Here is a 26,857-nt window from a genome sequence, read left to right on the forward strand (position 1 = left end):
ACCGAGCACGAGCATAGTCCGCGGTTTCCAGCAGGCCAGGTACGACAGATGGTTGGAATTGGGTGAGCTGAGCCGCCGAAGACTCCAGTCCCATGTACACATCGAACGCCGGTGTGATCAACGATCCATAGTCGTGCCACCACGATTTCACCGGTATCTGTTCAGCCAGCGACAGCAGGTCCGCAGTCCGCTCATCGCCTAGCTGGTACTGCTCGCATAGCAGCCGGATGTCGTGCGACCTGATCTTCTCCGTCTGCCCCTTCTCCAGACGTTGCAGCGTGCTCTTGCCCCACTCCATGAGCTTCGCGGATTCGATCAAGGTCATGCCGAGCGCTTCTCGCGCGTCGCGCAGATGGCGGCCGAGTTGGCGACGCGGCAGCGTGCTGCCGGTCTCGTCCTCTGACAAGCCTTCCCTCCCGAGGTCGTCCGAGTTCCCTGTCGGGGAAATGGTGACACCTCCCGTGGGCAACCTGCTGGGAAATGGGCTGTCTTTCTTGGGTTCCCACATTCCTTCTCCCAGGACCAAGCACTTCTCGTCTGCTTACCCCGCGTCTTGGCGAGAGCGATTTCTCCCGACCGGGGAGACCTCTCCGACTTTGGGCGCATGACCAGCAACAGATCTGAGGGGAGCGCAGATGGCGATGCAATCGTTCGGGGACACACCGCGATCCAGGTGTCAGTACTATCGGCGCGAGTGCGATCTACCCGCGGTGATCGACCCGCCCGAGTTGGGGCGGATCGTCCTGCGAGCTGGGTACGTGTCCGGGGTGACGATGCCCACCCGCCTGGGGCAAGCCGTGAAAGCTCATATGCAGAGCCGGAGCGCTTCACTCGGACCCGTTGTGGCACACCCGCGTTCGGGGCGCTGGACGTTTCTCGTCGTCGCGGACCTGCCCGAGGACGACCGGCTGTTCGCGGAACTGTTCCGGCTGGACGTGAGCGTGTCCCGGTGCGGAGCGACGATCGCGCTGCCCTCGCCCACTGCCTCGTCCGGCGCGATTCGCCAGTGGATAGTGCCGCCGCGCGGACCGTACCGGTCGTCGGGGCGCGTCGTGCTGGAAGGCATTCGCGCATGGGCTGATCAGATGCCGAACCGCCGTCGAGGGCTCAGGGCGGTGCCCGGTGCTCGATGACCGCGTCATCGTCCCCTTCCGCACCGATCGGCCGCGTCCAGTGCGGTCCCGGTTCGCCCACGACAACCCGCACTGGCCGGTGTCCGGCCGCAAGAACGCGATACGAGCCCTCGACCTGCACTGTGACTGCGACTACCGCACCTGCTCCACCCTCGTCGCCGCCGTGATCGTGAGCCGAGACGGCTTCCGCTACTTCCGCGACCGCGAATCGGAGCGCCCGTGACATCCCCACGCCCCGACGAACCCGATGTCCGCCTGTCCATATTCCTGCACGGCATGCGCTTCGACTTCGTCGCCTGCCTCACCGCCGCCCTGCTGTTCCTCCAGGAACACCAGACCCGCCGCTACACCGATTCGGTGACCGTAGCGATCACCGACACCAGCGGCAAACCGCCTACCGAACGAACGACTGTATCTGGAACCCTGAATCGACGGCGGCTCCTTCGATCACCAGTCGCACGCCCACCAGCTGAACAGTGCGCCCCTGACCAGGCGCAGGAAACCGGGTACAGACCCCGCCGGTTCGCGACCGGGTTTCCACAGAAGCGCGGAGATTCGGGATTCACACCCCGGTCGGCCACCGCCGATAGCTCAAACCGTAGAGCCCCGCTTCGTGATCGTGCCCCCGTACTCCGGCGGCGGGCACTCTGCGCCCTCGACGCGAACGTCCGGCCAGCTCGAGGCAGGATTGCGGGCAGCATGACGGACAACGACGGCTCCTTTCGCACCGAACGGCGGCGGCACATCGCGCGGCTGGCGCTGTTCGTCGTGTTCCTGTTCGGGATGTTCTATCTGGTCGCCGTCGCCGGAGTGATCGACGTCGAACGCGTGCGGGACGCGATCGCCGCGACCGGACCCGCGGCCCCGTTCGCCTATCTTGTCGCCTCGGCGGTGCTCGGCGCCATCTTCGTGCCCGGCCCGATGCTGGCCGCGGGAAGCGGTCTGCTGTTCGGTCCGCTGGTCGGGACGTTCGTGACGCTTGGCTCGGCGGTGGGCACGGCGATCATCACCAGCTTCCTCGGGCGGCGGGCGGGCCGCGAAAGCGCGCGCGGATTGCTCGGGGCGGAACGCGCCGAGCGCATCGATGCGCAGATCGAGCGGCGCGGCTTGTGGGCCGTCGTCGGCCAGCGCTTCGTGCCCGGCATCTCGGATGCGCTCGCGTCGTATGTGTTCGGCGCGTTCGGAGTTCCGCTGTGGCAGATGGCCGTCGGCGCGTTCATCGGATCGGCCCCACGCGCCTTCGTCTACACCGCGCTCGGCGCGTCCATCGGCGACCTGTCGGCCCCGCTGGCCTACACCGCCATCGCGGTCTGGTGCGCCACCGCGATCATCGGAGCCTTCGCCGCGCACCGCGGATACCGCAGCTGGCGCGGCGGCGCGAACCGCGAGCCAGAAGCTGCGCCGGATCCCTGCGGCGACTCGGACAAGTAGACCTACCTGCCCGACTGTTGCGATTCACCCACACGATGTGGCCGTACGCCTGACCCGGCTCGGGCACCGAGAAAAACCGATCGGTCAACCGTTACGTCCATCACCGCTTGCCCCATTGTTGACGCGAGACGGCAAGCGCCGCTTCCCAATACGCGACCCCCGATGACTCCAAGCGTGTGCTGCTGCGAAGCGGTCGGCGTGCTTGCTAGCGTTTGTCGCGAACGTTTCGTTCCGGCCGACGATCCGGGGGTGCGGCTTGCGCAGTGACGGTGTGGATGAAATCGCGGTGTCGACTCGCTGGGTGGTGCTCGCGCTCGCGGGTGGCGTGTGCGCGCTGATCGTGCAGGCGGTGTTGGTCCCGTTGTGGGCGGCTCCGCAATTCGGATTGCTGGTCAATCAAGGCGATCTGGAGATCTACCGCAGCGGCGCGTTGCAGCTGCTGCATCGGGACCCGCTGTACGCGGCTCCGGTGCCTCCGGGTGGCTGGTTCACCTATCCGCCCTTCGCGGCGATGTGTTTCGTTCCGCTGGCGCTGCTCTCGTTCGACATGGCCCGGATCGCAGGGTTCGCGATCACCTGTTTCGCCTTGTGGGCCACCATCTGGCGATGCTGGCGGGTGCTCGGCTACCGCGCCGATGTGCGCCTCGCGGTGTTCTGCCTCGGCTTGGCGGCGGTCGCGGTGGATATCGAGGCGGTACGCGGGACGTTGTGGCAGGGCCAGGTGAATCTGGTGCTCATGGCGATCATCGTGTGGGATCTGACGCGGCCCGCATCCGCCCGTTTCCGTGGGTGGTCGGTCGGAGTGGCGACAGGCGTGAAACTGACCGCGATCGTGTTCGTGCCATATCTGCTCGTCACGCGACAGTGGCGTGCGGCGGCCACGGCCCTGACGACCACGGCGGCTACCGTGCTGTTCGCTTGGCTGGTCGCGCCGTCGGACTCTCGTGAGTATTGGTCGCACGCGGTGCGCGACACCGATCGGATCGGGCCGGTGACTCATCCGGGCAACCAATCGATCAACGGGGTCTTGGCGAACATCTGGGCACCGGCCGCAGCGCCGACCTGGATATGGCTGCTGTGCGTAACAGTCGCGGCGGCACTCGGTTTCGCCGCCGCGTGGGCGGCCCACCGACTAGGCCAGGAACTGCTCGGGTTGGTCGTGACCGGACTGATCGGCTGCGCGATCCCGCCGTTGGCCTGGGGACATCACTGGGTATGGTTCGTGCCGCTGCTGATTCTGCTGTCGCACTACACGATTCGCGAGCATTCCCGTATCCGGCCAGTACTCTCGGCGGCCACGGCGACGAGTGCCGCCGCCGTCTCGATGTGGTTCACCACCGTCGTTTTCGCCGAAATCCAACGACTCGACCTCACCGGCGCACCGAGTTACGTCCCGGCCATGAACGCCGCAGTGGAACGAATGCCGCAGTGGTGCCGCGCTGTCGTCTGCGGTGTTCCGCCGACGGTCTATCTCACGGTGGTGATCGCTATCCTCGCCTGTCGGCTCCGGTCGCGCCGAGCCCGGAACACCGTCGACGCACAGCCGCCGATCCCGGTCTCGAGCCACAATTAGGGCACGTTCGAGAATCCGCGGCCGTCCCTGTGCCGGTGTTCGAGACCGCTGCGGCGCGGTACTTTTGGTCCGGTGAGCAACCGGGAGCCACTTGTCCGGGCATTGGTCGAACAGGTTGAGCCGAACAGGGCTCCTGGGCCGATTCACCTGGCATTCACTTTCGTTCCAGTCGTTGTGTTGGTGTGCGTCTACTACGACTGGTGGCCGTCCCGCTACGGCTCCTTGGCCTGGGTTGATCCGCTGTTGTCCGGCGCTGCGGCCGTACTCGTGCTCCTCATCTGCGGTGCGGTATGGGCGGTCCGCACGCTGTATGTCGTAGGTAGAGGCCGAACACGGTCATGGTGGATCGCGGCTGCGCCCGCGCTGATTCTCGCTGTTGCAGGCACAATTTCGCTCCTGCCCCGCCCGTCGTTCGAAGACACCCGTCCGCAGTTCGAGCAGGTGGCCCTTGACCTGCTGGCGAGTTCGGAAGCTTCACGCTCCCATGTCGAAATCGGCCGGTTCGACCTGAGCTCTGTAAGGAAGGACCCCGACGGAACCGTCTACTTCATCGAGGATGGCGGCCTCGGGCTCACGGTGAGCAGTGGGTGGGCGTACTCACCTCATGGCACACCGGTTGGATTCGACGACTTCACCGCAACCCACCTCGGTGGCCCGTGGTACGAGTTCACTGCTGTATGGCGTAGCTGACGTCGCCGCCTCCTCACCACTGGGAGCATCGAGCGTTCCAGACCAGCTGGTATGACACGCTGTCGTCATGTCCACCCGGCCCACCACCTCGCCGAACCTCACAGACCAGGGACGTATCGCCTCGATTCTGCGGTTCACCACCGAACTGATCGCCTGGATCGCCACCCCATGGGCACTGGCCGATCACTCGGTCGCGCTCGCGGTCGCGGCATTGGTCCTGCTCATCGGGCTGCCGACTCTCTTCGCCACCCCTGGCGACAAGAGGCAGGTCCTCATCCCTGTCCCCGGCGTAGTCACCATCGGTCTCGTCGTTCTCCAACTCGCCGCCGCCGTGCTCGCGTCCTGGGCCGCATGGCCCGCATGGGCGGCCGTCGTCGTCACGACGCTGACGGTCGTCACGGTAATCACCGAACTGCCGCGTTGGCGCTGGCTACTCGGGGCACCGGCCCATCCCGACGATCGGTGACCCTGGGACCGGCACCGGTCGAATTCCTGCGTGATGCCGACACCATTACGGTGCCCGCGCCGCCGGATCGCCCGACCGCCGCTGTCCGGACGCCATCGCGCAGCCGCCGCAATCGCGACCGACCGGTCCTACGCGCAGGCCGGGGCGGGTGCGTCGACGAACAGCGGTTCGCCCGTGGGCGGGGCGTAGACGACGTCGAGGACGAGCGGCTCCGCGCCGAGGTTCCGGCCGATGTGCACATTCCATTCACCCGCCGGTTCGTAGATGAACTCGCCGGTGCGGAAGACCGGAGCGTCGCAGTCGGGGCCGGGGTGGGTGAGCGTGCCCGAACGGACGAAACCGAAGACCGGGCCGAGGTGGTAGTGCCAACCGGTGGAGCCGCCGGGGCCGATGGTGATCTCGCGAACGACCAGATCGGTGCCCGCCACGAACGGCACCAGCCCGGCGGGTATCTGCGCCTGGCCGAGGGTGACGGCGGTGATGTCGCTACCGGGCGTCGCGTCGGCGGGCGCCGCGCTCACCAGCGCACCGGCGAGCGCGACCGGCACCGCGGCGACGCGGAGAAAGAGCGTCATCCTGGCAGCTTAGCCACGGCGGCGGCATCGGAACACGCGTTCGCCCAACGCCGCCGTGGTGACGAGCACCCGCGCCGCGATCCTGGATTACCGTACGTACGTGGCCCGGACAGACGAAGCGGATTCCACGGCGAACATCCTCGACGCCGTGGTGTCGATGCTCGAATCGGACGGCTACGACGCCGTCCAGTTGCGCGCGGTCGCCCGGAACGCGCACGTCTCGCTGGCCACGGTCTACAAGCGGTACCCCACCCGCGACGATCTCATGCTCGCCGCCGTCGAGCGATGGATGGCGACCAATACCTACGCCACCCCGGCCCCGCGCATCGAGGGCGAGGCACTGGCCGATGGCCTGATGCGGTTGCTGCGCTACGTGTTCGAGCCGTGGGAACGAAATCCCCGGATGCTCGAAGCCTACTATCGCGCGCGCTCGGGCCCCGGTGGCCGGCGACTGGACGGGCAAGGCTTCGACGCCGTGCTGCCCGCCGCGAGCGCCTTGCTCGCCGATCTCGATCCGGACTACACCGCCGACATCGCGCTGGTGCTGACCAACATGATCTACGCGCTGATCGGCCGCTTCGCGCACGCCGATCTCGACATCGCCGAAATCCTGCCCGCCATGGAGCGCACGGTGCTCAGGCTGACCGGGAACAACGAACCGCTGTCGGCTGCCGCCGGGTCAGCGCGGCCGGACGCGCCGGAGTTTCCGTGGAGCGCTTCGCTGGTCTCCCCGTTCTCCCCAGGCCCTCTCCCGGATTCGAAGCAATCGCCGGAACAGGAATAGCGAAACCCACTGTTCACGAGGTATTCCCGCCCGCGGCGCGACGCCGAGTTGCTCGGCGCGCCCGCCCGGTACAGCATCTGCGATATGCCGTCCACACCGCTGAATCCAGCAGGCGACATTCCGGACACCGGAATTCCCGGCCGTCTCGCTGCCCACATGACCATGGCCGAGCAGCACGAATGGCACCGCGCCTACCTGCGCCGCCGCCCGGTGTCGCGGCGCAACATCCTGCGTGGCGCGGCCGCGGCGGCAGCGGTGGCCGCGGTCGGCACCACGCCGTTCGGCAGGCGCGCCTACGCCGAGGAGGCGCAGCTCGCGGTGGGTGGACGCCGCGTCGCCTTCGGGCCGGACGCGGCCAGCCAATTGCGATTCGCGGCGCAGCTCTCGCGGCGTCCGGCGGGCGCCGCGGTGTATCTCGACCACGGCCCGACACCGGCGCTGGGTGCGACGGTCGAGGCCGAGGTGCGCAACCTGCTCACCCAGTTGCCCACCGCCGACGGCGGCGTGCTCGCGGCCGAACAGTTCTACGTCCACGCGCCGGTGGACGGCCTGCCCGGACGGGTACCGCACTTCTACCGCTGGCGGACCTCCGACGGATTCGCCGGCGACATCCGCGCCGCCGCGCCCGCGATGCCGAGCGCACGCCCCTCGGTCCTTCCGTTCCGCTTCACCATGATGGGCGACCAGGGCACCGACGAGACCCCGGCGCTGCCGGAGGGCGTCGCTCCCGGCGACTACGACGACAAGTACTACAAGGCCGACAACGATCCCGCCGCGCCGCACGCGAGCAATGTGCTGCGTCAGATCGCCGCCGCCCGGCCGGACTTCCACATCCTCGCAGGCGACATCGCCTACGCCGACCCGTCCGGCGCGGGCAAACCGGGACAGTTCGCCCCGCACGGAACGCGACCGGCGAGCGGTTTCGACAAATACAACCCGTACGTCTGGGACGTCTACCTCAACGCCATCGAGTCCAGCGCCGCCCAGACGCCGTGGATGTTCGCCACCGGCAACCACGACATGGAGGCGACCTACGGCGACCACGGCTACGGCGGGCATCTGGCGCGCCTGGACTTCCCCGGCAACGGTCCGGCGGGCTGCCCGTCGGCGTACACGTTCACCTACGGCAACGTCGCGGTGCTCTCGCTGGACGCCAACGACGTCACCTACGAGATCCGCGCCAACAGCGGGTATTCCGGTGGGGCGCAGACCAGTTGGGTGGAGCGCACCCTTGCTGCCCACCGCGCCGACCCCGACATCGACTTCATCGTCTGCTTCTTCCATCACTGCGCGTATTCGACCACCGAATCGCACGCCAGCGACGGCGGCGTGCGCGATGCCTGGGTCGGGCTGTTCGACCGCTACCAAGTGGACCTGGTCCTGCAGGGCCACAACCACGTCTACGAGCGCACCGATCCGCTGCGCGGCGGACAGGCGACGAAGGTCGCGGGCGACAACTCGATCGTCTACCCGGAGACCGACGGCACCGTCTACTACACGGTGGGCGGCGGCGGACGCCCGCGCTACGAATTCCAGCCCGGATCGCAGGAGACCTTCCGCGGCAACGAGCTGGCCGACACCTCGGTGCCCAACAGCTATGTGTGGACGCCGGGCGGCGGCAAGCAGGACGAAGCCGCGCCGTGGTCACGGGTCCGCTTCCGCAACTACTCGTTCCTGCGCGTCGACGTCCGGCCGGGCGTGTTCGCCAGCGAGATGGACGTGGTGGCGGTGGACGAGTACGGCCGCGAATTCGACCGCGTGCTGTTCCGGCGGCAGGTCAGGGCCTGATCAGGGCTATTTCTTCTTGGGCGGGATGGTCCGGGCGTAGGCGACGCCGCGCTCGACCCATTCCCGCAGCGCTTCGTCGTCGTCGACGGCAGTGACCCGCAGCCAGCCTGCCATCTCGCGCCCGCCCATGACCATGGGCTGCACCGCGTCACCGACGAGCCGCTCGCCCTCGTCGGGATCGACCCGCACCAGCAGCCCGCCCTGCCCGCTGGCGGCCACCGCCAAATTGCCGCCGATCAAGAAGGCCAGGCCGCCGAACATCTTCCGCTCGGTGAGCTCGGGGCCCGGCGGGATCAGTTCCCGGATGCGCTCGGCCAGCTCCTCGTCGTATGCCATGACGGCATTGTTCACCCGGTGTCCGACAAGTTGGGCGATCCGGCGACCGGAAACGGCCGCGTGTCCTCGTCCGGTCGTCGCCCACGGCACACGCCGATGACGCGGCATGTGACCGGCATGGGCCGCGCGCATTCAAACACCCTGTATCCCAATGACTTCCGCCGGAATGACAAGTAGGCGGAAAAGGCACGTACGTACACTCCCGAGCCTCCTGGATGTCATTGGACGTTCAAGCGGTCGTTTCCGTCCCTGTCTGTAATACAGGCGTGAGACGGAGGCGAGATGCCATCGGCGTTCGCGCGCAACCCGTTTCGGTAGTCGCCATAGATCGCGCCCCAGAGACGGGACGAAGGACCCTTTCGTGCACATCTGCCTCCAGGCGGTGCGATCACGCACTGCCCGCCTCAGTTCGACCGAGCGGCATTCGATCGGAGTCCCCCGCGAGTTCCCCACAGCGGTATCGCGCATCGGCGCTCCCCGCCGACGGCCGCTTTCCGGGACGAGCGCTTGGCGGCGACGGTTGTTCTGGCTCGCGCTGACCGTCTTCGCGCTCTTCGTCTTCCCCGGCTTCCTCGGTGCGCTGGCCTTCGCCCAGGACGCGGCGGGCGGCACGTCCGGTACCTCCGGCATCGACGGTCTCAGCTGGATGAACATCCACGACTCGTCGGGCATCCCGCTGTCGGACTACCGGTTCGCCACCGGTGACGAAAGCCTGCTGAAGCCGCGCACCACCATTCTGTGGGCCGTGCTCGGCCTGGAGTTCATCGGCTACATAGCCATCGTGACGACGGCGATCTGGTTGATCGGCTACGCGTTGAGCTTCCGGTGGCTGGACATGTTCAGTTCGGCCCTGCACGGCGTGGCCGACGCGCTCACCGCGCAGATCGCGACACCGATCATGCTGGTCACGGCGGCCACCATCGGCGCGGTCTGCGTCGGATGGTTCATCGCGCGCGGCTACCACGCCAAGGCGACCATGCAGGTGGTGACGATGGTCGGCGTCGCGCTGCTGGGTCCGTTGTTCCTGGCCGAGCCCTTGGCGGACGTGCTGTCCTCGCACGGATTGCTGGCGCAGGGCCGCGACCTCGGCATCTCGGTGGCCGCCGGACTGAACGGGAACGCCGACCCGAACCCGACCCAGTTGGTCGCGACGATGCAGAGCGATCTGGCCGACAATTTCGCCCGGCAGCCGCTCCAGGTGTGGAATTTCGGGCACACCGTCGACCAGCGGCCCGCCTGCCGATCGGCATGGTCGTCGGGGGTGGCGGCAGGCGACGACTCCCGGGTGATCAGCGGTCTGAAATCCTGCGGCGACACCGCCGCGCACGCGAAGGCGGAGAATCCCTCCATGGGGCAGGTCGCCACCGGGTTGATGCTGTTGGTCTGCGGCGGCATCCTGCTGGCCTTCGCGATGTATCTCGGCATGAAGGTCATCAAGGCCGCGCTGGACACGATCTATCACGGGTTCATGTCGATCTTCGGCTTCGCCGCGGGCGGATTCGTGTACGGCCCGACGCAGACGTTCCTGGTGCGCAATATCGTCGACAGTTTCGTCGCGGCGGCGCGCATGACGACGTACACCATCTTCCTCGGGGTCTACGTGTTGTTCATGGGCAATCTGTTCGCGCAGGCGCGCGGGCAGGTCATGGCCGTGATCATCATCGCGGGCACCGTCGAGATCGTCGCCGTGTTCCAGCTCAAACGCCTCAGCAGCGGCCTCAGCCGGGGCAACGAGTGGATCGCCAACCGATTCGCGCTCGCGATGCAGGGCAGTGCGGGCAAGTCGGCGAGCGGCGGCACCGCCCTCGGGATGGGTGGCGGCGGTGGCGGTGGGAAGTCCGCGCCCGGCATGGGGTGGGTGACCACGCTCGCCACGCTCAACACCGTCAACTCCTCGCCGGTGACGGCGTGGCTGGCCGGCGGGCGGGTCAATCCGTTGAATCCGCTCTCCGGCACCAGGAGGACGATCGAACGCTCCACCAGAAGGATCCTCGCCAGCCGCGAGGCGGGATACGTCGAGCATCAGCTGGCCCGGACCAACTGGCGAGGTGTCGCGATCGACGCGGCCCAGTCGGTCGGGGGCATACACACCCAGCTCGGTGTCTCACGGGCGTTGAAGGTACTGCGCGACAACAAGGTTCCCGATTCGCGCGTACATGCCGTGCTGCTGTCCTCCGGCGCGACCCACGAGATGGTCACCCATGCGTTCACGGCACATTCCGTCCAGGAGTCGACGGCGTCGCAGAACCCGTACAGTTTCGCCCCGTTGCAGAAGGCGATCGCGGCGGCGTGGGCGGTGGACAACCATGTCGACCACGAGGCCCGCGACGCCTTCGCCGCCCAGGCGGTGATCGCGGCCGACAGCTTCGTCCGGCACAGCAACGCGCCCGCACCCAACGCGAACATCGATCACGCGTTCGTGCGGCGGGTCGAGCGGAATTGGCATTCCGACCGCGCACTGCGAGCGGCGATCACCCCGGACGAGTGGGACAACGCGGGCCGGGACACCCGGTGGGCGATCGGCCACCGGGTCGCGACCATGCACCAGGAGGCCGCCCGCGAGTACTACGCGAACCCGAACAACATGACCCGGGAAGCCCTGATGCGCTCGGCCAGACGCGTCGCCAATCTCGACCACCTCGATCCCGAGGGCGGCCTCGACCCGTGGAACCCGTAACGAGCCGGGCTGTCCCGTGCACGGGCTCCTACGGCCGCCATTCTTCGACGAGTGCCCCGGCCCGCCGGACGACGCGGTAGCGTGACCGGATGCGCAGCGTCGAACTGCCCAGCCGCGTCAGGCTCGGGCCGCGCGCACGACCTGCGCGAACACCTCGTTCGGATCGGATGCCTTCAGGCCGAACGTGTCCCGGATGGCGGAGTCGTCGACGGTGAAGCTCGCGTGCGACATGTGGTAGGTCTCGAACAGCTCGGCCCAGAACGGGTCGGTCAGGCCGAGCAGCGTCAGTTCGCGATCGGTCATGACCGCCAGCCGCGGCTCCGGCGCCCCGGCCGCCGCCGCGAATCGCCCGGCCAGGTCTCGCACGGTGGCGGTGATGACCGGCGCATGCCACGCACGCCCCCACGCGCGCTCGTCGCGGGCCACCGCGACCGCTGCCGCCGCCGCGTCGCCGATCGCGGTGTAGGGGTGCGGCAGGTCGAGTTCCTGCGGCAGCAACGCCAACTGTCCGGCCGAGATCTTGGGCTGAGCGAGCAAGGAGAACACCGAGACAGCGCCGGCGCCGATGAACTGCGATGCCCGAACTTCGGTGACGCGCACCCGGCCCGCCCGGTGCGCCTCTTCGGCTTCCCGCCACATGCGGGCGCGAACCTGCCCTTTCGGCCCCGTGGCCGCCAGCGGCGACTGCTCGGTGACCGGCCCGTCGGCGGGGCCGTAACCATAGAGATTGCCGAGCATCACGTAGTTCGCGCCGGTCCGCTCGGCGGCGGAGCGAATGGAGCCGAACAGCGGCGGAATCATTTCCGGCCAGGTGTGATAGGCGGGCATCGCCATGTTGAACAGTGTTTCGGCGCCCTCGGCGACGGCGGCCAGCGCGGCCGTGTCCAGAGCGTCCAGGGCGACTCGCTCGATGTTCGGGTGCTCGGGGCCGGCACCGCTGCGGCTGACGATCCGTACCCGATCGCCGGACTCGGCCAGTAGCGCGGCGGTGGCCGAAGCGGTCGCGCCACGTCCGACGATGACATGCGAAGGCATGCGACTTCCTCTCTACGACAATGCGATTCACGCGATCATGGGCACCGTGCGCGCCGTTCGCCGATCGCGTGCTACTCAGCCTGCCGTGGCGCGGCGGGGTAGGCTACTGGCCGGATTGCCAACTATCCCAAGGATCAGGCCATGCAGACTGTCGCCGTCGTCGCGGTTCCTCCGGTGAAGGCTTTCGACCTGGCCATGCCGGAAACGGTGCTGGGCGCGGCGATGGTGGACGGCGAGCCCGGCTACCGCGTCGTCGTGTGCACCGCCGTGCCCGGTGTGCTTCCCGCAGGGCTGGGTGGATTCGACGTGGTGGTCTCCCGGGGGTTGGAGGCGATCGAGGATGCGGACATCGTCATCGTGCCGAGCACGGGCAGCCGCGCCGACGCGGACGCGGCCACGCTCACCGCCCTGCGCGGCGCGGTGGCCGCGGGCAAGCGCGTCACCTCGATCTGCAGCGGCGCCTTCGTGCTGGCGCAGGCAGGTTTGCTCTCCGGTCGCACCGCCACCACGCATTGGGCTCTCGCCGACGAACTGGCGGCGAACCACCCGGACGTGTCGGTCCGCAGCGACGCGCTGTTCATCGAAGACGGTCCGATCACCACGGCCGCGGGCGCGGCGGCCGGGATAGACCTGTGCCTGCATCTGATCCGCGCCGACTACGGCGCGACCGTCGCGAACGCCGCCGCCCGCACCGCCGTCGTCACCCCGGTGCGCCCCGGCGGGCAGGCGCAATTCGTGGATGCCCCCCTACCCGCGGAGAACGGCGTGACACTCGCCGACACCCGCGCCTGGGCGCTGCGCCGTCTGGACCGACCGCTGTCGCTGGACGACCTGGCCGCCCACGCCCGCACCAGTGTGCGCACGCTCACCCGCCGCTTCCACGAGGAAACCGGCCTCAGCCCGCGGAAATGGCTGCTGCACCAGCGCCTGCAACGCGCCAGGGAACTGCTGGAATCCACCACGCTGCCGATGGACCAGGTGGCAAGGCACAGCGGCATCGGCTCGGCGGAGTCGCTGCGTCAGCACATGATCCGGCACGTCGGAGTGCCGCCGAGCAGCTACCGCGCGTCGTTCACCCGCTCGCCTGTACCGCCCGACCGCGCGGGAACGGCGGCCAGGATTGGCCTGCCGACCACCGGTAACCAGTGAAGGAGTCGGTCACGCTCAGTGGGCAACAGCAGTGGAGGACGCCCTAAGGACAGCGAGCTCGTGCAGGCCGCGCAACCCCCATCAAGGCGCTCCATTCGGTGTCGGTGAGATCGGCGCCTGCGTGCGCGCAAGCGGTCCGAATCAGGCCCTCCGGTGAGATATCCCGTACGGTCAGCGTTCCATCGACGCCGCCGGAGAATTTTGGACCGGGATTCACCGTCACGAGATACCGTCCGTCAGCGGACAAGGCGACGGCGGATGCGACGTGCCAGATGGAATCCGGCTCGAGTTCACCCAGATTCGTGCCGTCGGTGAAGAGAGTGATATAGCCCGCTTGGTCTTTCGCGGCGACTACGGTCGCGTCCGCCGCGGCGGCGAGCTGAGCGGAGGCGTCCCGAGTGCTGCGGAAAGGGATCGTCCGCTCACGATGCGAGCCGGTCCGATCCCATATCTCGATGCTGTCTTCCCGGCGGATCAGCAGATGCGGCCCGGCGAACAACACCGCCTGCACGTCCTTGCCGTCGATGTCGTGTGTGTCCTGCTTCCCCGACAAGTCGTAGACCGATATATGGTCGGCGTCGCGCATGACCAAGAACTCTCCGGTCGCGTCGATCCCCGCTTCCGCGACAGGGAGGGTGTCCACGGCGCCACCCAGCGGAATGAATTCCGTATCGATGTGGCCGGTGGCCAGGTTGTGCAGATATGCCCGTCCACTGCTGTCCACAGAAACCGCGGTCGGTGACGAGGACGACACTCCCGCCGCCGCGACGCTGACATGCGGCGGCGGTGAGGACAGGACCGCCACCTCGAATGGAGTCTCGACCTGTGGCCGGTAGGCGGATACGCGTTGTTCGTTCCCGAGCGCCGGATTCGCGGCGATAGCCAACATGGCGCCATCCGCGCGCCACGCAGGAACACCGGACAGGCCTGGTATGGAGAGCTGCCGGGATGAGTCCGGCCCGAGTTGCTGCAGGATCACGACGTCGTTGTCCAGCGCCGAACCATCCGGGTCCTTGGCCTTGCCGGTGATCACCGCGGTGCGTCCGTCCGGGGACAGCGACAAGCTGGGCGGACAGTTATTGCATCCTTTGACGATCGGCACTGGAATAGATTTCGCCAGCCGGTCGCGCTGCGCGAGATCCCACAAGGTGATCAGTCGCCCGGACGCCGAAACCAGCTGCGTCTCGGAGGTTCCGAGGAAACGCAGTAGCTTCCGGTCGAAGTCGACGGCAGTACCGGTGATCAGCGGCGGCGGCTCGGGAGGCCTCGGCTCGCCGGTGACGGGCCCTACATAGAACCCGGCGTCGGCACTTGGCACCGCTGCTATCCGCGCCGAGTGGCTGAGCACGGCGGGAGCCGATCGCCTCGGCATCGCGACGCCCACATATCCGGGCTCTGGGCGCACAGCGCTCGGAGTCGGAGGCAGCCGGAAAACCGGCACCGGAATGCCGGGCAAGACGGCGCAGGTGAACGAGGACCCGTCGGGCGACAATTCCCCGACGTCCTGGCCGTTGCCACAGGCGTTGTCGGTGTCGAGAGGTGAAAGATCCAGGTCGGCGCGGCCGCGAAGCGAGATCTGCCGTACCTTGCCGCCGGTTTCGAGGAGACGCAACGCCGTGTCGTCGGTGAACACCATGCTCGTCACCGCGCGTTCGATCGGATGTGACGAGAGAACCCGTCCAGCGGCATTGTCGATGATGTCGACCGTCCCCGGGGTGCCTTCCACCGCCTTGGTCTCCTTGCGATGGACCGCACCGAACTTCCCGGACGCGGATACGGCGACGACATCGACTTCGCTCGCGTCGGGCACGCTCAAGTCCGGCCGATCGGAGTTGCTGCCCCACAGTGTGATCGAGGCGCCATCCGTGGCGAGAACCGTCCGGCCGTCCGCGGCGACGGCCAGCGAGCGGATCTCGCCGGGCAAACGCGCGACCGAGGTCGTCGCCGAGCCTCCCTGCGCCCATGTCACGACTTGTCCGTCGGCGAGCCCGGCAACGACGGTTCGACCGTCGGCGCTGCTCTGCAAGGCCGTGACCTCCGCAGGCGCCGCAACGTAACGAGCGACTTTCGGACTGGCCAGATTCGCGCGCAGCAGGGCGGCACGGTGCGCGGGGCTCGGGTCGAGGCGGTACGCCGCGACGGCCAGCAGCAGGGCCGCGCGGACATCGGTGGCCGTCCTGGTGTCGGCGACCGAGGCCATGAGCCGCGCCGTGGCGATTCTGGCCTGCTCCTCGGCGCGGTTGCTCTGCACCCAGGCGATGAACGCCGCGACCAGCGCGGCGACCAGCAGCATGACCAATGCGCCGATGGCGATGTTCGCCACGCGCAAGTTTCGCTTGGTCTGCTGATAGCCCTCGGATTTGAGGTCCGCCTCGGAGACGCCGCGAATCACCGCGGCGATGCCGATCGCGATGGCGTCGATGTCCGGACGCGGGACTCCGTTCGCGTCCGCACGCCACTTGATCGTCTTGTACACGGGTTCGGACGCGAAGACCCCGAACAGGCGTGGCGGCAGCGCGGTCGAGCGCGCCCGGTCCCAATCTCCGGCTTCTTCGTCCCAGAACAGGGATCCGGCACTGAGGACCAGCAATATCGTCTCGGGAGATCGATGCGCCAGCCACCACTCGATTTCGCGGTCCACCCACTCGGAGCGGGCAGCCTCGGGTGAAGCCACCACGACCAGCCACTGGGACCGCGACAGACCTGCGACGATCTTGTCTTCCAGTCCAGGACCGATCGAGACGCCGCTGTAGTCGAGGAAGATGCGCATGCGCGGGAAGCGGTACCACGGGCGTGGCAACTTCTCGATCGCGTTCTGGACCAGCGGGAGCACCGCCCGGTCCCGATCGCCGCTGTAGGACAGGAACGCGCCGTAGCCGGTATCCGCGCGTGTGGTCCGCCGTCTCAGCGCCACTTTCACCACGGCGCCACGCGTCCTGACGGGTTCGCCAGCGCTATCCCGCCACCGAGACGTCGCCGGTCGCGTCCGTCGACGCGAGAACTCGGCGCGCCCGCGCCACGACAATGTAGGGCTCCCGGCGCCACCACATGCGCCGGAGCATCCGGCGCCGACGTTCGCCGCCCGCCACCACGAACTACGCCTTCGACCGTCATCAGGCCCCTCCTCCCGATTCTCGGGGCTCCGGCACTCGCCCCGAACACCGATTCAACCACCGCACCGGTGCTCGACACTAGGGACAACCATTGCCTCGCAATTGTTTTCGCTGATACCGGGACGAAGATGAGCAAGTCCGCGGTGACCGAGCACCCATCGCGGCGAAAAAGGTCTGGGAGACAAGTCGTGTCGCCCGAGCACTCATGTCGGAGCGACATCGGCATGGAACTGCGACGACGTCTCGCCCAGCGCTTCGCGAATCACAGGTAGCCCGCCAGGATGCGGCCAGCTGATCGTCGGGTACATCTGGGCGACGCACCGTCCGACAGGGACCTCCTGCGCGCCGGCGAACTCGGGCGGTAGAAGTGGTCCATGACCAAGATTCTCGTCACGGGTGGAACCGGCGCGCTGGGCAGGCTCGTGGTCGACCGGTTGCGTGCGGCGGGCCATGACGTACGGGTGCTGTCGCGTCGCCCCGGGGCGGGCACGCACGTCGGCGACCTGCGGACCGGTGTAGGTGTGGCGGAGGCGGTAAGCGGGACCGAAGTGATCGTCCACGCGGCCTCGGATGCCCGCCGGGCGGGTAGGGCCGACCTCGAGCAGACCGAGCATCTGCTGCGGCACGCGCGCGAGGTCCGGCACCTGCTCTACGTGTCGATCGTCGGGATCGACCGGATCCCGTTCCGGTACTACCGCAACAAGCTGGCCTGTGAGCGAGCCGTCGTCGACAGCGGCGTGCCGCACACCATCCTGCGGGCGACCCAGTTCCACGAGCTGATCGCGGCGGTCTTGCGGACCGTCGAGAAATGGCCGGTGGCGCCGTTGCCGCCGAGCTTCCGTTTCCAGCCGGTGGCCGCCGCCGACGTGGCGCGCCGAGTCGCCGAGGTGGCCGTCGGCGAGCCGCTCGGCCGTGCGCCCGACTTCGGCGGTCCGGAAGTGCTCACCCTGGCGCAGTTGACGGAGGTCTGGCGCGCCGCCCGGCAGCGGCCGCGGCGAGTCGTGCGGCTGCCGGTGTTCGGCCGCGTCGCCAACGCCTTCCGAGCGGGAGTGAACACCTGTCCGGATCATCCCGACGGCACGCAGACCTGGTCGCAGTTCGTCGCTTCCGGACCGACGAATGTCTACGCCACCGGCAGAAGGCGTCGGTGATCGGTCGAGCCTTCCGCGCCGGGTCGGACGACGCCGTGACTTCGACGAGGCCGAACGGCCACCGGATGTGCGGGCCGAACAGCCTGCGCCGCACCGATGTTCGGTGGACCGCCGATGCTCAGCGAACCCGCGCCCGCACCAGCTCGCCCGCGGCCAACCGGTAGCGTTCGGCGATCAACCGGACCACCGCCGGGTGCACGCCGATGGGCTCGGCGACGCCGTCGGCGCCCGACTCGTGCAGACGCTGCTGGAACAGGCCGTGCGCGAGCAGATACGAGGCGACGAACACCCGCTCAGCCCCCGCCGCGCGCGATTCCGCGACGACGTCCGGCACGCGCGGCGCACCGGTCGCGACATAGCCGATGCGAACAGGAACACCCAGGCATTCGGCCAGCAGTGCGGCCGCGCGCCGCACGTCCTGACGCGCACGGGCGTCCGATGAGCCGGCGGCGGCGAACACCACCGCGTCACCCGGCCGCCAGCCCGCCGCGCGCAGACGCATCGCCATGATCCGCGCCAGCGCCGGATCCGGCCCCATGGCCGGCGTGACCGTCACCGCGGGATGCTCGCTCTCGGCGACCTCGCGCGGCACATCCTGGTAGACGTGATATCCCGAGGCCAGGAACGCCGGAACCACCACCGCAGGCACGGATTCCCCGGCCGGGGTCACCAGATCGCGCAGCACTTCCGAGGGGGATGGACCGAGCACGTCTACGAAGGCGGTACGCACCCACGGTGTCTCGGTGCCGGGCCCCGAAATCCCGGCACCGAGCTCCTTCGTCACGGCCTCGGCGAGCGCGGCGATCATCTGCACGCCCTTGGTGCTGCGGGTCCCGTGGGCCACGAGCACCAGGGCGGACGCGGTCACCAGCTCCCCGCAGCCTGGATGTACCGAGGTGCCCGGGTCGGAATTCCGACGCCGGGCACCTGCGGTCCTCCTGTCGCGGTGGGCCGTGGGTTGTTGTCGATACATTCCGCCGGGTCCAGCGCGAGCCGGTAGCCACGTTTGACCACGGTCTGGATCGCTTTCGGCGTGCCGAGACCGGCGCGCAGCCTGGCGATGGCGGTCTCCACCGCGTGCGTGTCGTCCCCGCCGCCGGGCAACGCGGCGAGCAGGTCCTCGCGCGAGACGACCCGGCCGGGCTGGCGGGCCAGCGAGCGCATCAAGGCCATCGGCGCGGGCGCCAGCTGACGCACCTGACCGTCGACCACCACACAGGCGCCGCGCACGCTGATGATGTGGCCCGCGGCGTGAATGCGGTTGGCCCGCCTGGGCAGTTCCTCGGCGACGTGGCGGGCCAGCGCGCCCAGCCTGGCCCGGCCCGGCATCGAGGTGGGCACCCCGAGTTCTTCCAGGGGCGCGGCCGTGATCGGGCCGACGCAGGCGGGCAGCACCCGGCCGCGCAGCGCGTACAGCAGCCCTTCGAGCAGCCCGGTTTCCTTGGCGCGCATCAACATCGACGCCACGGCGGGGGCGCTGGTGAAGGTGACGCAGTCCATGCCGGAGGTGACGATGGCCTCGATCAGGTGGTCCATCGGCCCCTGGTCGTCCGGCGGCACCCAGCGGTACACCGGCACCGGCACGACATCCGCGCCCGCGCACCGCAACACCTCGCAGAAGTCGGGCACCGGCTCCCACTCGGTGGTGGCCCCGTGCAACTGCACGGCGATGCGCACGCCCTCCACGCCTTCGGCGAGCAGGTGATCGAGCACTTCGGCGGACGACTCGGAGGCGGGCGACCACTCCTCGCGCAGTTCCGCCGCGCGGATGGCGCCTTTGGCCTTCGGGCCGCGCGCGAGCATGCGGGTGGTGCCCAGCGTCGCGCGCAGGTCCTCGGCGAGGCCCCAGCCCTCGGCCGCCTCCATCCACCCGCGGAAGCCGATTCCGGTGGTGGCCACGGTGATCTGCGGCGGGTCGGCGACCAGCTGCCGGGTCACCCGCTCCAGCTCGTTGTCGTCGGCCAAGGGGATGATGCGGATGGCCGGTGCGGAAACGATGTTCGCGCCCCGGCGTTCCAGCAGCGTGGCGAATTCCTCCGCCCGGCGGGCGGCCGTGATGCCCACCGTGAATCCGGCCAGGCTCGCGCCCGCGTCAACTGTTGTCATTGGCGTTCATCCATCCGAGGACGCGAGCGCGGTGGCGACCGGCTCGTTGGAAATCGAAACGATGCCGTCGTCCACGCGCACCGCGTACACCGGCAGCATCGCCGATTCGTCGTCCAGGCAATGCCCGTCGACCAGGGAGAAGGCCTGCTTCAGCAGCGGCGAGGCCACGACCGGCACCCCACCGCGATCGCCGACGATCCCGCGCGACATGACCGCGGCCCGTCCGATCGGATCGATATTGCCGACGGCGTACAGCATGCCGTTGTCCAGCAGGAAAAGTGCGGCCTGGCGGCCGCCTCGCAGCAACACCGCAACGCCGCGGCCGGGGATCAGGTAGTCGAGACGGCAAGCCTGCGTCCACCCCGTGGTGGTTGCTGCGGCGATGCCGGGGGTATCGATCACGGTCATCGGTGTCATCCTCCAAACGCCTTACTCATTGGTACCGACGTTCTGTTTCCATGCGGTTAAGCGGTCATTTCCCCTGCGTGGCAACCGGAACTTCCGGCAGTCCGAGCAGGACGGGAACCTTCCGCTCCCCGGATTCGTCGAAGGAAATCGTCGGATCGGTCTCCTCCGGGGCGTTGACGAACGACACGAAGCGAGACAGCTTCTCTTCGTCGTCCAGCACCGCGGCCCACTCGTCGCGGTAGCCGGCGACGTGCTGGGCCATCGCCGCCTCCAGATCCTCGGCGAGGCCGAGGCTGTCCTCGCAGATCACCTGCTTGAGGTAATCGATGCCGCCTTCCAGCGCCTCCTGCCAGGGGGCGGTGCGCTGCAAACGGTCGGCGGTGCGGATGTAGAACATGAGGTACCGGTCGATGTACTTGATCAGCGTCTCGTCGTCGAGCTCACCGGCCAGCAGGACGGCGTGCTTGGGGGTGAGACCGCCGTTGCCGCCGACGTAGAGGTTCCAGCCGTTCTCGGTGGCGATCACGCCGACGTCCTTGCCGCGGGCCTCGGCGCATTCGCGGGCGCACCCGGAGACGGCCAGCTTCAGCTTGTGCGGCGAACGCAGTCCGCGGTACCGCTTCTCCAGCAGTACGGCCATGCCGACCGAGTCCTGCTGGCCGTAGCGGCACCAGGTGGAGCCGACGCAGCTCTTCACGGTGCGCAGCGACTTGCCGTACGCGTGACCGGATTCCATGCCCGCGTCGACCAGCCGCTTCCAGATCAGCGGCAGCTGTTCGACGCGCGCGCCGAACAGGTCGATGCGCTGACCGCCGGTGACCTTCACGTACAGGCCGAATTCCTTGGCCACCTCGCCGATCGTGATCAGCTGCTCGGCGGTGACCTCACCGCCCGGCATCCTCGGCACCACCGAGTAGGTGCCGTTCTTCTGCAGGTTGGCCAGGAAGTGGTCGTTGGTGTCCTGCAGCGCGGCCTGCTCGCCGTCGAGGATGTGGTCGCTCGAGGTGGAGGCGAGGATGGAGGCCACGGTCGGCTTGCAGATGTCGCAGCCGGTTCCCTTGCCGTACTTGGCGATCAGGCCGGAGAAGGTGCGGATGCCGGTCACCTGGACGATCTGGAACAGCTCGGCGCGCGACTGCTCGAAGTGCTCGCACAGCGCCTTCGACATCTCCACGCCGGACTGCTCGAGCAGCTTCTTGAGCATGGGCACGCAACCGCCGCAGGAGGTTCCCGCGCTGGTGCAGCTCTTGATCGCCGGGATGTCGCAGGCGCCGTCGGCGATCGCTCCGCAGATCGCGCCCTTGGACACGTTGTTGCAGGAGCAGATCTGCGCGTCGTCCGGCAGCGCGTCGGCGCCGAGCTCGGCGCCCGCGGGCGAGATCAGCGCGGCCGGTTCGGCGGGCAGCGGGCGGCCGACCAGCGGGCGCAACGCCGAGTAGGCGGTGGCGTCGCCGACCAGGATGCCGCCGAGCAGGGTCTTCGCGTCATCGGAGACGACCAGCTTGGCGTAGGTGCCCTTGGCCGCGTCGTGCAGCACGACCGACAGCGCGCCCTCGGTGACGCCGTGCGCGTCACCGAAGCTGGCCACGTCGACACCCAGCAGCTTCAGCTTGGTGGACATGTCGGCGCCAGGGAACTCGCCCGCGCCGCCGAGCAGGCGGTCGGCCACGATCTCCGCGGTGCTGTAACCCGGGGCGACCAAGCCGTAGCACACGCCCTCCACGGCGGCGCATTCGCCGATGGCCCAGATGTTCGGGTCGGAGGTCTGCAAGCCCAGGTCGGTGACGATGCCGCCGCGCGGAGCGATCTCCAGTCCCGCGTCCCGGCCGATCTGGTCGCGCGGGCGGACACCGGCGGAGAACACCACCAGCCCGGCGTCGATCACGCTCTCGTCGGAGAGGGTGACCCGCACGCCCTGGTCGGCGGGCTCGATCGAGGAGGTGCCGACACCGGTGTGCACATGCAGGCCGAGGTCGGTGACCAGGCGCTCCAGGATGGCGCCGCCACCCTCGTCGACCTGGGCGGGCATCAGCCTGGTGTTGTACTCGACCACGTGCGGGGTGAGCCCGAGCAGCCGCAGCGCGTTCGCCGCCTCCAGGCCGAGCAAGCCGCCGCCGACCACGACGCCGACACCGCCGGGACCGGCGGCTTCGGCGGCCGCGCGGATGCCGTCGAGGTCCTCGATGGTGCGGTAGACGAAGCACTCCGGCCGGTCGTGGCCGGGCACCGGCGGAACGAACGGGTAGGAGCCGGTGGCCAGCACCAGCGCGTCGTAGGCGAGGATGTCGCCCGACGACGTGGTCACCTTGCGCGCCGCCCGGTCGATCGACTCGGCGCTCTGGCCCAGCCGCAGCTCGACCAGCGCGTCACCGGCGTACTCGTTGCCCGGCAGCGCGAGCGCCTTGGGGTCCCAGGCGCCGACGTAGGACGACAGGCCGACGCGGTCGTAGGCGGGCAGCTGCTCCTCGCTGAGGATGATCACCTGCCACTGGCCTTCGGTGTCGCGCGAGCGCAGCGCCTCGACGAACCGGTGCCCGACCATCCCGTGGCCGACGACCACCGCGGTCTTGCGAGCGACTGTGGGGTTCATCTGTTGTCCTCCTGGACTGGATCGGGTGTCAGGCGCGGGCCGAGCCGGCGGACGGGGACTGGGACTGACTGGCCTCGGCTTCGAGGACGAAGGCCTCGGCTTCGGTCACCACCTCGGAATCGGCGGGCAGGGCGCGCAGAGCGGGACGGCGCAGGAACACCGCCCAGACCACCAGGGCGCACAGCACGTAGAAGGCCATGAACACCCAGAACGCGGTGGTCGCGGACTTGGTGGACGCGTAGGAGGAGCGCAGCACCAGGTTGATGCCGACGCCGCCGAGTGCGCCGATGGCGCCGACGAAGCCGATCAGCGCGCCGGAGGTGTTCTGCGACCAGGCCGCCTGCTGGGCGGGCGTGCCGTCCAGGCTCTTGGACTTCGCCTCGAACACCGACGGGATGATCTTGGTGACCGACCCGTTGCCGATGCCGGACAGCACGAACAGGGCGATGAAGCCGACGACGAGCGCGGTCATCACGCCGCCGCCCGCCACGCCGTTGTTGTTGTCGGCCAGCGTGCTGGCCACGGTGACCAGCACCGCCGCCGCCATCATCGCGCCGAAGACATAGAGGGTGACCCGGCTGCCGCCGATGCGGTCGGCCCATTTGCCGCCGTACGGGCGGGCCAGCGAGCCGAGCAGCGGGCCGATGAACGCGATCTGCGCGGCGTGCAGCGCGGCCTGCGCGACGCTGTCGCCCCCGGCGCGGAAGCTGATCTGGAGGACCTGGCCGAAGGCGAAGCTGTAGCCGATGAACGAGCCGAAGGTGCCGATGTAGAGGAACGCGATCGCCCAGGACTGCGGCACCTTCAGTGCCGTGAGCATGTAGGACAGATCGGCCTTCTGGTTGGGCAGGTTGTCCATGAACAGCGCGGCGCCCACGCCCGCGATCGCGATCAGCACCAGGTACACCGCGCAGATCAGCGACGCGTAGCCATTACCGAGGGTCGCGATGACCAGCAGGCCGATCAGCTGGATCACCGGAACGCCGATGTTGCCGCCGCCCGCGTTCAGGCCGAGCGCCCAGCCCTTGAGCCGCTGCGGGTAGAACGCGTTGATGTTGGTCATCGAGGACGCGAAGTTGCCGCCGCCGAAGCCGGCGAAGGCGGCCACCACCAGGAACGTCGTGTACGAGGTGCCGGGCTGGTTGACGAAGTACAGCGTGAGCAGCGTCGGGATCAGCAGCATCATCGCGCTGAACACCGTCCAGTTGCGGCCACCGAACCGCGCGGTCGCCACGGTGTAGGGAATTCGCAGGAACGCGCCCACCAGGGTCGGCATGGCGACCAGGAAGAACTTGCCCGCCGGGTCGATGCCGAACTTGTCGGTCGGCATGAACAGCACCATCACCGACCAGATCGACCAGACCGAGAATCCGACGTGCTCGGCGAAGACCGACCAGATCAGGTTGCGGCGGGCGATGTCCTTGCCGCCCGCTTCCCAAGCGGTGACGTCCTCGGCATCCCAATGCTCGAGGCGCGGCCTGCGGATCTTCGTCCGTCCCAGCGCTTCCAGACGGTTACGCGTCAGCGTGCTCAACGGGGCCTCCCAAAGTCGGTTGGCCCCACGGTAGGAAATGGGTATTGCCGAAATGCTGCGCGAAATGACCGTCAAATCAACGGTTGCTCACGATTACCGGTGATCCGAGGTGAGTTCCGAGCGAATGTTTCAGGCATGTGACACAACGGTTTCCGTCCGTCACAAATAGGCCGAACTCGAATTCGACGGCCGGTGAGGTGTGACGCGCGCTACGTCGCGTAAATCGAATGCGCCAATCCTGGACCTGTTCGCACAGCCGCGCAACCGGAACTGTGAGATTTCCGGCCCGCGGCCGCGCGCGTCAATTCCAGGTGTCTTCGAGTACGCGCGGCTTGCATGCCTGCCAGGCGCCCGCGAGCAGCACGAGCACGGCGAGGCCGAGCATGGCGAACGGGACGAGCCAGCCGCCCGTCGCCGTGTGCAGCACGCCGAACAGCAGCGGACCCACGCAGGCCACCGCGTAGCCGACGCCCTGGGTGAAGCCCGACAGCGCGGCCGACCCGGCAGGGGTGCGGGTGCGCAGATTGATCAGCGTCAGCGCCATCGGGAACGTACTCGGCCCGAGGCCGAGCACGACAACCCACAGGATCGGCGCGGCCATCGGCGCGATCAGCAGCCCGGCGAACGCGATGAAGAACAGCGCCGCGCAGCCGACCACCACCGGGAACGGATTGCGGAACCGGGCCATTACCGTCGGCGCGGACAGCGCGGCGACCAGGCCGACCACGGCGAACAGCCCGACCATGGCTCCGCCGTACGCGGCGCTCGCGCCCGCTTCGCTCAGGATCTTCGGCAACCAGGTGAACATCGCGTAGGTGGTGAGCGAGGTCATGCCGAACATGCCGGCCATGCCCCAGGCGATCGGCGAGCGCCACACCCGCCCGTTGTGCGGCGGCTGCTCGGGCACCGCCGTGCGGTCCGCGCCGTCGTGTCCGCGACGGCCGCGCAGCACCGCAAGCCACGGCACCGCCGCGGCGAAGCCGAGCAGGCCCCACACGCCGAGCGAAACGCGCCAGCCGTGCGCGTCCGCGACCGGGACGGCGGTGAAGGCGGGCACGACCGTGCCGAGTTGCACCATCACGATGTACAGCGAGCTGATCACGGCCAGGCGATCCGGGAAGTACCGCTTCACCAGCGGCGGGATCACCACGTTGCCGATGCCCATGCCCGCGAGGGCGAGCGCGGAGAAGATCAGCAGTTCCACGGTGCCCGACATCAGCACCCGGATCGACATGCCGACACCGGCCATCAGCATGGCCGTCAGCGCGGTGCGCTCCAGCCCCAGCCGGACCGCGAGAACCGGCGTGAGCAGACCCGACAGCGCGAACATCGCGGTGGGGAGCATCCCGAAGACGCCGACAACTGCGGCGCCGTAACCGACTTCGGCGCCGATCCGCTCGGCAAGCGGGCTGAACGCGGTGACGGCGACGCGGAGCGTGAGCGCCGACATCACGATGGCGGCCAGCACCAGCACCCGGCCCTCGGTCAGCGCACGTCGACGGCGCTCGACCAAGACGGTGTCCTGGCGAGTCTCGGTTTCCGGAATGGTCACAGTCACCGAGAAATCATAGGATGACCGGATGAAGTGCGGCAACGATTTGTGATGGGCGGTACTCTGTCGAGGTGCAACCCGTCCGGCGCACCAGCCTCATCGCCCAGGTCACCGAACAGCTGCGTGCCGAAATCCGTTCCGGCCGTTGGCCGATCGGCTCCCGCATCCCGACCGAGCCGGAGCTCACCGAGCTCACCGGCACCGGCCGCAACACGGTGCGCGAGGCCGTGCAGGCCCTCGTGCACGCGGGCATGCTGGAGCGTCGCCAAGGCTCTGGAACGTACGTGATCGCCGCATCGGACCTGGGCGGAACTCTCGGCAAATACTTCGCCGACGCCGAGGAACGCGACGTGCTGGAGCTGCGCCTCGCGCTGGACGTCACCGCCGCGGGCCTGGCCGCGCGCCGCCGCGACGACACCGACATCGCGAACCTGCTGCGCCTGCTGGCCGAACGCGACAAGAAGTGGGACGAGGACCCCACCGCCGCGATCGAGGCGGACGTCCAATTGCATCGCGCGATCGTCGTCGCGAGCCACAACGCGGTGTACCTCGAGTTCTACGATTCGCTGCTGCCCATCATCGAACAGGTCATCCGCGCACGCACGGCCAAGTCCGACGATTCCTACACCGACGAGCACGCCGCGCTGGTGCACGCCGTCATCGACGGCGATCCCGAGCGGGCCGCCTCCGCGACCCGCTGCTTCCTCGACTCGCTCATCGCGGAATATCCCGACGCGCGATAAACGGCGTCAGGTAACCGAGTGGT

Annotated in this window: 23 protein-coding genes; 12 read left to right on the forward strand and 11 right to left on the reverse strand. The window is 68.6% G+C overall.

Annotation, left to right across the window (positions count from 1 at the left end; all coding sequences use genetic code 11):
* Nucleotides 1-406, reverse strand: a 406-nt coding sequence (locus NB3_RS31815; protein WP_244892163.1) for a helix-turn-helix domain-containing protein, incomplete at its 3' end; no start/stop codon positions are given.
* A gap of 716 nt (nucleotides 407-1,122) precedes the next feature.
* On the opposite strand from NB3_RS31815, the gene NB3_RS31825 reads away from it, so the two are divergent.
* The 5 genes from NB3_RS31825 (at nucleotide 1,123) to NB3_RS31845 (ending at nucleotide 5,293) form a co-directional block, all read left to right on the forward strand.
* Nucleotides 1,123-1,356 (forward strand): hypothetical protein, encoded by a 234-nt coding sequence (locus NB3_RS31825; protein WP_067810617.1) that lies wholly within the window; start codon nucleotides 1,123-1,125, stop codon nucleotides 1,354-1,356.
* Between the two features lie 476 nt (nucleotides 1,357-1,832).
* Nucleotides 1,833-2,564: a TVP38/TMEM64 family protein gene (locus NB3_RS31830; RefSeq protein WP_067810618.1), complete on the forward strand. Its 732-nt coding sequence runs from the start codon at nucleotides 1,833-1,835 to the stop codon at nucleotides 2,562-2,564.
* Between the two features lie 286 nt (nucleotides 2,565-2,850).
* Nucleotides 2,851-4,137: a glycosyltransferase 87 family protein gene (locus NB3_RS31835; protein ID WP_157112119.1), complete on the forward strand. Its 1,287-nt coding sequence runs from the start codon at nucleotides 2,851-2,853 to the stop codon at nucleotides 4,135-4,137.
* Nucleotides 4,138-4,209: 72 nt separating this feature from the next.
* Entirely contained in the window at nucleotides 4,210-4,827 is a 618-nt protein-coding gene (locus tag NB3_RS31840) for a DUF1109 family protein (protein WP_067810619.1), read from the forward strand.
* Between the two features lie 67 nt (nucleotides 4,828-4,894).
* A complete protein-coding gene (locus NB3_RS31845; protein ID WP_067810621.1) occupies nucleotides 4,895-5,293 on the forward strand; it encodes a hypothetical protein in 399 nt (132 codons plus the stop codon).
* 128 nt (nucleotides 5,294-5,421) lie between these two features.
* Here NB3_RS31845 and NB3_RS31850 read toward each other — a convergent pair whose 3' ends face one another.
* Entirely contained in the window at nucleotides 5,422-5,868 is a 447-nt protein-coding gene (locus tag NB3_RS31850; protein ID WP_067810623.1) for a cupin domain-containing protein, read from the reverse strand.
* Nucleotides 5,869-5,968: 100 nt separating this feature from the next.
* Here NB3_RS31850 and NB3_RS31855 point away from each other — a divergent pair, with 100 nt between their 5' ends.
* Entirely contained in the window at nucleotides 5,969-6,652 is a 684-nt protein-coding gene (locus NB3_RS31855) for a TetR/AcrR family transcriptional regulator (protein ID WP_084823841.1), read from the forward strand.
* 84 nt (nucleotides 6,653-6,736) lie between these two features.
* Nucleotides 6,737-8,440, forward strand: coding sequence for a metallophosphoesterase (locus NB3_RS31860; RefSeq protein ID WP_067810626.1), 1,704 nt, complete (start codon nucleotides 6,737-6,739; stop codon nucleotides 8,438-8,440).
* A gap of 6 nt (nucleotides 8,441-8,446) precedes the next feature.
* Here NB3_RS31860 and NB3_RS31865 read toward each other — a convergent pair whose 3' ends face one another.
* The gene (locus tag NB3_RS31865) at nucleotides 8,447-8,776 is read right to left on the reverse strand and encodes a TfoX/Sxy family protein (RefSeq protein WP_067810627.1); all 330 of its coding nucleotides are present in this window, start codon (nucleotides 8,774-8,776) and stop codon (nucleotides 8,447-8,449) included.
* A gap of 18 nt (nucleotides 8,777-8,794) precedes the next feature.
* Between NB3_RS31865 and NB3_RS35410 the strand changes: the two genes are divergently transcribed.
* Both NB3_RS35410 and NB3_RS31870 read left to right on the forward strand, forming a co-directional pair.
* Nucleotides 8,795-8,953, forward strand: coding sequence for a hypothetical protein (locus NB3_RS35410; protein WP_157112120.1), 159 nt, complete (start codon nucleotides 8,795-8,797; stop codon nucleotides 8,951-8,953).
* A gap of 343 nt (nucleotides 8,954-9,296) precedes the next feature.
* Nucleotides 9,297-11,453, forward strand: coding sequence for a hypothetical protein (locus tag NB3_RS31870; RefSeq protein ID WP_067810628.1), 2,157 nt, complete (start codon nucleotides 9,297-9,299; stop codon nucleotides 11,451-11,453).
* Nucleotides 11,454-11,570: 117 nt separating this feature from the next.
* On the opposite strand, the gene NB3_RS31875 is transcribed toward NB3_RS31870, so the two are convergent.
* Entirely contained in the window at nucleotides 11,571-12,488 is a 918-nt protein-coding gene (locus NB3_RS31875; protein WP_067810629.1) for a Rossmann-fold NAD(P)-binding domain-containing protein, read from the reverse strand.
* Between the two features lie 141 nt (nucleotides 12,489-12,629).
* On the opposite strand from NB3_RS31875, the gene NB3_RS31880 reads away from it, so the two are divergent.
* The gene (locus NB3_RS31880; RefSeq protein WP_067810631.1) at nucleotides 12,630-13,637 is read left to right on the forward strand and encodes a GlxA family transcriptional regulator; all 1,008 of its coding nucleotides are present in this window, start codon (nucleotides 12,630-12,632) and stop codon (nucleotides 13,635-13,637) included.
* Nucleotides 13,638-13,680: 43 nt separating this feature from the next.
* Here the strand turns inward: NB3_RS31880 and NB3_RS31885 are convergent, their stop codons facing one another.
* Entirely contained in the window at nucleotides 13,681-16,557 is a 2,877-nt protein-coding gene (locus NB3_RS31885; protein WP_169810774.1) for a TIR domain-containing protein, read from the reverse strand.
* Between the two features lie 567 nt (nucleotides 16,558-17,124).
* Between NB3_RS31885 and NB3_RS31890 the strand changes: the two genes are divergently transcribed.
* Nucleotides 17,125-17,901, forward strand: coding sequence for an SDR family oxidoreductase (locus NB3_RS31890; RefSeq protein ID WP_067810633.1), 777 nt, complete (start codon nucleotides 17,125-17,127; stop codon nucleotides 17,899-17,901).
* Nucleotides 17,902-18,019: 118 nt separating this feature from the next.
* Here the strand turns inward: NB3_RS31890 and NB3_RS31895 are convergent, their stop codons facing one another.
* The 6 genes from NB3_RS31895 to NB3_RS31920 form a co-directional block, all read right to left on the reverse strand.
* Complete coding sequence (locus NB3_RS31895) at nucleotides 18,020-18,769, reverse strand: sirohydrochlorin chelatase (protein WP_157112121.1); 750 nt, start codon at nucleotides 18,767-18,769, stop codon at nucleotides 18,020-18,022.
* Nucleotides 18,766-20,007, reverse strand: coding sequence for a uroporphyrinogen-III synthase (locus tag NB3_RS31900; protein ID WP_067810634.1), 1,242 nt, complete (start codon nucleotides 20,005-20,007; stop codon nucleotides 18,766-18,768). Before NB3_RS31900 ends, NB3_RS31895 begins: the two co-directional genes overlap by 4 nt.
* Before the next feature lie 6 nt (nucleotides 20,008-20,013).
* Nucleotides 20,014-20,415 (reverse strand): nitrite reductase small subunit NirD, encoded by a 402-nt coding sequence (gene nirD / locus NB3_RS31905; protein ID WP_067810636.1) that lies wholly within the window; start codon nucleotides 20,413-20,415, stop codon nucleotides 20,014-20,016.
* 64 nt (nucleotides 20,416-20,479) lie between these two features.
* Complete coding sequence (nirB, locus tag NB3_RS31910) at nucleotides 20,480-23,005, reverse strand: nitrite reductase large subunit NirB (protein ID WP_067810638.1); 2,526 nt, start codon at nucleotides 23,003-23,005, stop codon at nucleotides 20,480-20,482.
* A 28-nt stretch (nucleotides 23,006-23,033) separates the two neighbouring features.
* A complete protein-coding gene (locus NB3_RS31915) occupies nucleotides 23,034-24,530 on the reverse strand; it encodes a nitrate/nitrite transporter (RefSeq protein ID WP_067810670.1) in 1,497 nt (498 codons plus the stop codon).
* Between the two features lie 310 nt (nucleotides 24,531-24,840).
* Nucleotides 24,841-26,097 carry an MFS transporter gene (locus tag NB3_RS31920; RefSeq protein WP_371855953.1) on the reverse strand — a complete coding sequence of 419 codons (1,257 nt, stop codon included), beginning with the start codon at nucleotides 26,095-26,097 and terminating at the stop codon, nucleotides 24,841-24,843.
* Between the two features lie 65 nt (nucleotides 26,098-26,162).
* Here NB3_RS31920 and NB3_RS31925 point away from each other — a divergent pair, with 65 nt between their 5' ends.
* A complete protein-coding gene (locus NB3_RS31925) occupies nucleotides 26,163-26,834 on the forward strand; it encodes a FadR/GntR family transcriptional regulator (protein ID WP_067810640.1) in 672 nt (223 codons plus the stop codon).
* Nucleotides 26,835-26,857: the final 23 nt, after the last annotated feature.

Origin of the sequence: Nocardia beijingensis NBRC 16342, from assembly GCF_001612785.1 — a bacterium.
Classification (GTDB): domain Bacteria; phylum Actinomycetota; class Actinomycetes; order Mycobacteriales; family Mycobacteriaceae; genus Nocardia; species Nocardia beijingensis.

What these genes read in the sequence shown, in the direction of transcription:
- NB3_RS31830 (WP_067810618.1), top strand. Translation starts at nt 1,833, where the DNA reads ATGACGGACAACGACGGCTCCTTTCGCACCGAACGGCGGCGGCACATC.
- NB3_RS31845 (WP_067810621.1), top strand. Translation starts at nt 4,895, where the DNA reads ATGTCCACCCGGCCCACCACCTCGCCGAACCTCACAGACCAGGGACGT.
- NB3_RS31850 (WP_067810623.1), bottom strand. Translation starts at nt 5,868, where the DNA reads ATGACGCTCTTTCTCCGCGTCGCCGCGGTGCCGGTCGCGCTCGCCGGT.
- NB3_RS31860 (WP_067810626.1), top strand. Translation starts at nt 6,737, where the DNA reads ATGCCGTCCACACCGCTGAATCCAGCAGGCGACATTCCGGACACCGGA.
- NB3_RS31865 (WP_067810627.1), bottom strand. Translation starts at nt 8,776, where the DNA reads ATGGCATACGACGAGGAGCTGGCCGAGCGCATCCGGGAACTGATCCCG.
- NB3_RS31875 (WP_067810629.1), bottom strand. Translation starts at nt 12,488, where the DNA reads ATGCCTTCGCATGTCATCGTCGGACGTGGCGCGACCGCTTCGGCCACC.
- NB3_RS31880 (WP_067810631.1), top strand. Translation starts at nt 12,630, where the DNA reads ATGCAGACTGTCGCCGTCGTCGCGGTTCCTCCGGTGAAGGCTTTCGAC.
- NB3_RS31890 (WP_067810633.1), top strand. Translation starts at nt 17,125, where the DNA reads ATGACCAAGATTCTCGTCACGGGTGGAACCGGCGCGCTGGGCAGGCTC.
- NB3_RS31900 (WP_067810634.1), bottom strand. Translation starts at nt 20,007, where the DNA reads ATGACAACAGTTGACGCGGGCGCGAGCCTGGCCGGATTCACGGTGGGC.
- nirD (WP_067810636.1), bottom strand. Translation starts at nt 20,415, where the DNA reads ATGACCGTGATCGATACCCCCGGCATCGCCGCAGCAACCACCACGGGG.
- nirB (WP_067810638.1), bottom strand. Translation starts at nt 23,005, where the DNA reads ATGAACCCCACAGTCGCTCGCAAGACCGCGGTGGTCGTCGGCCACGGG.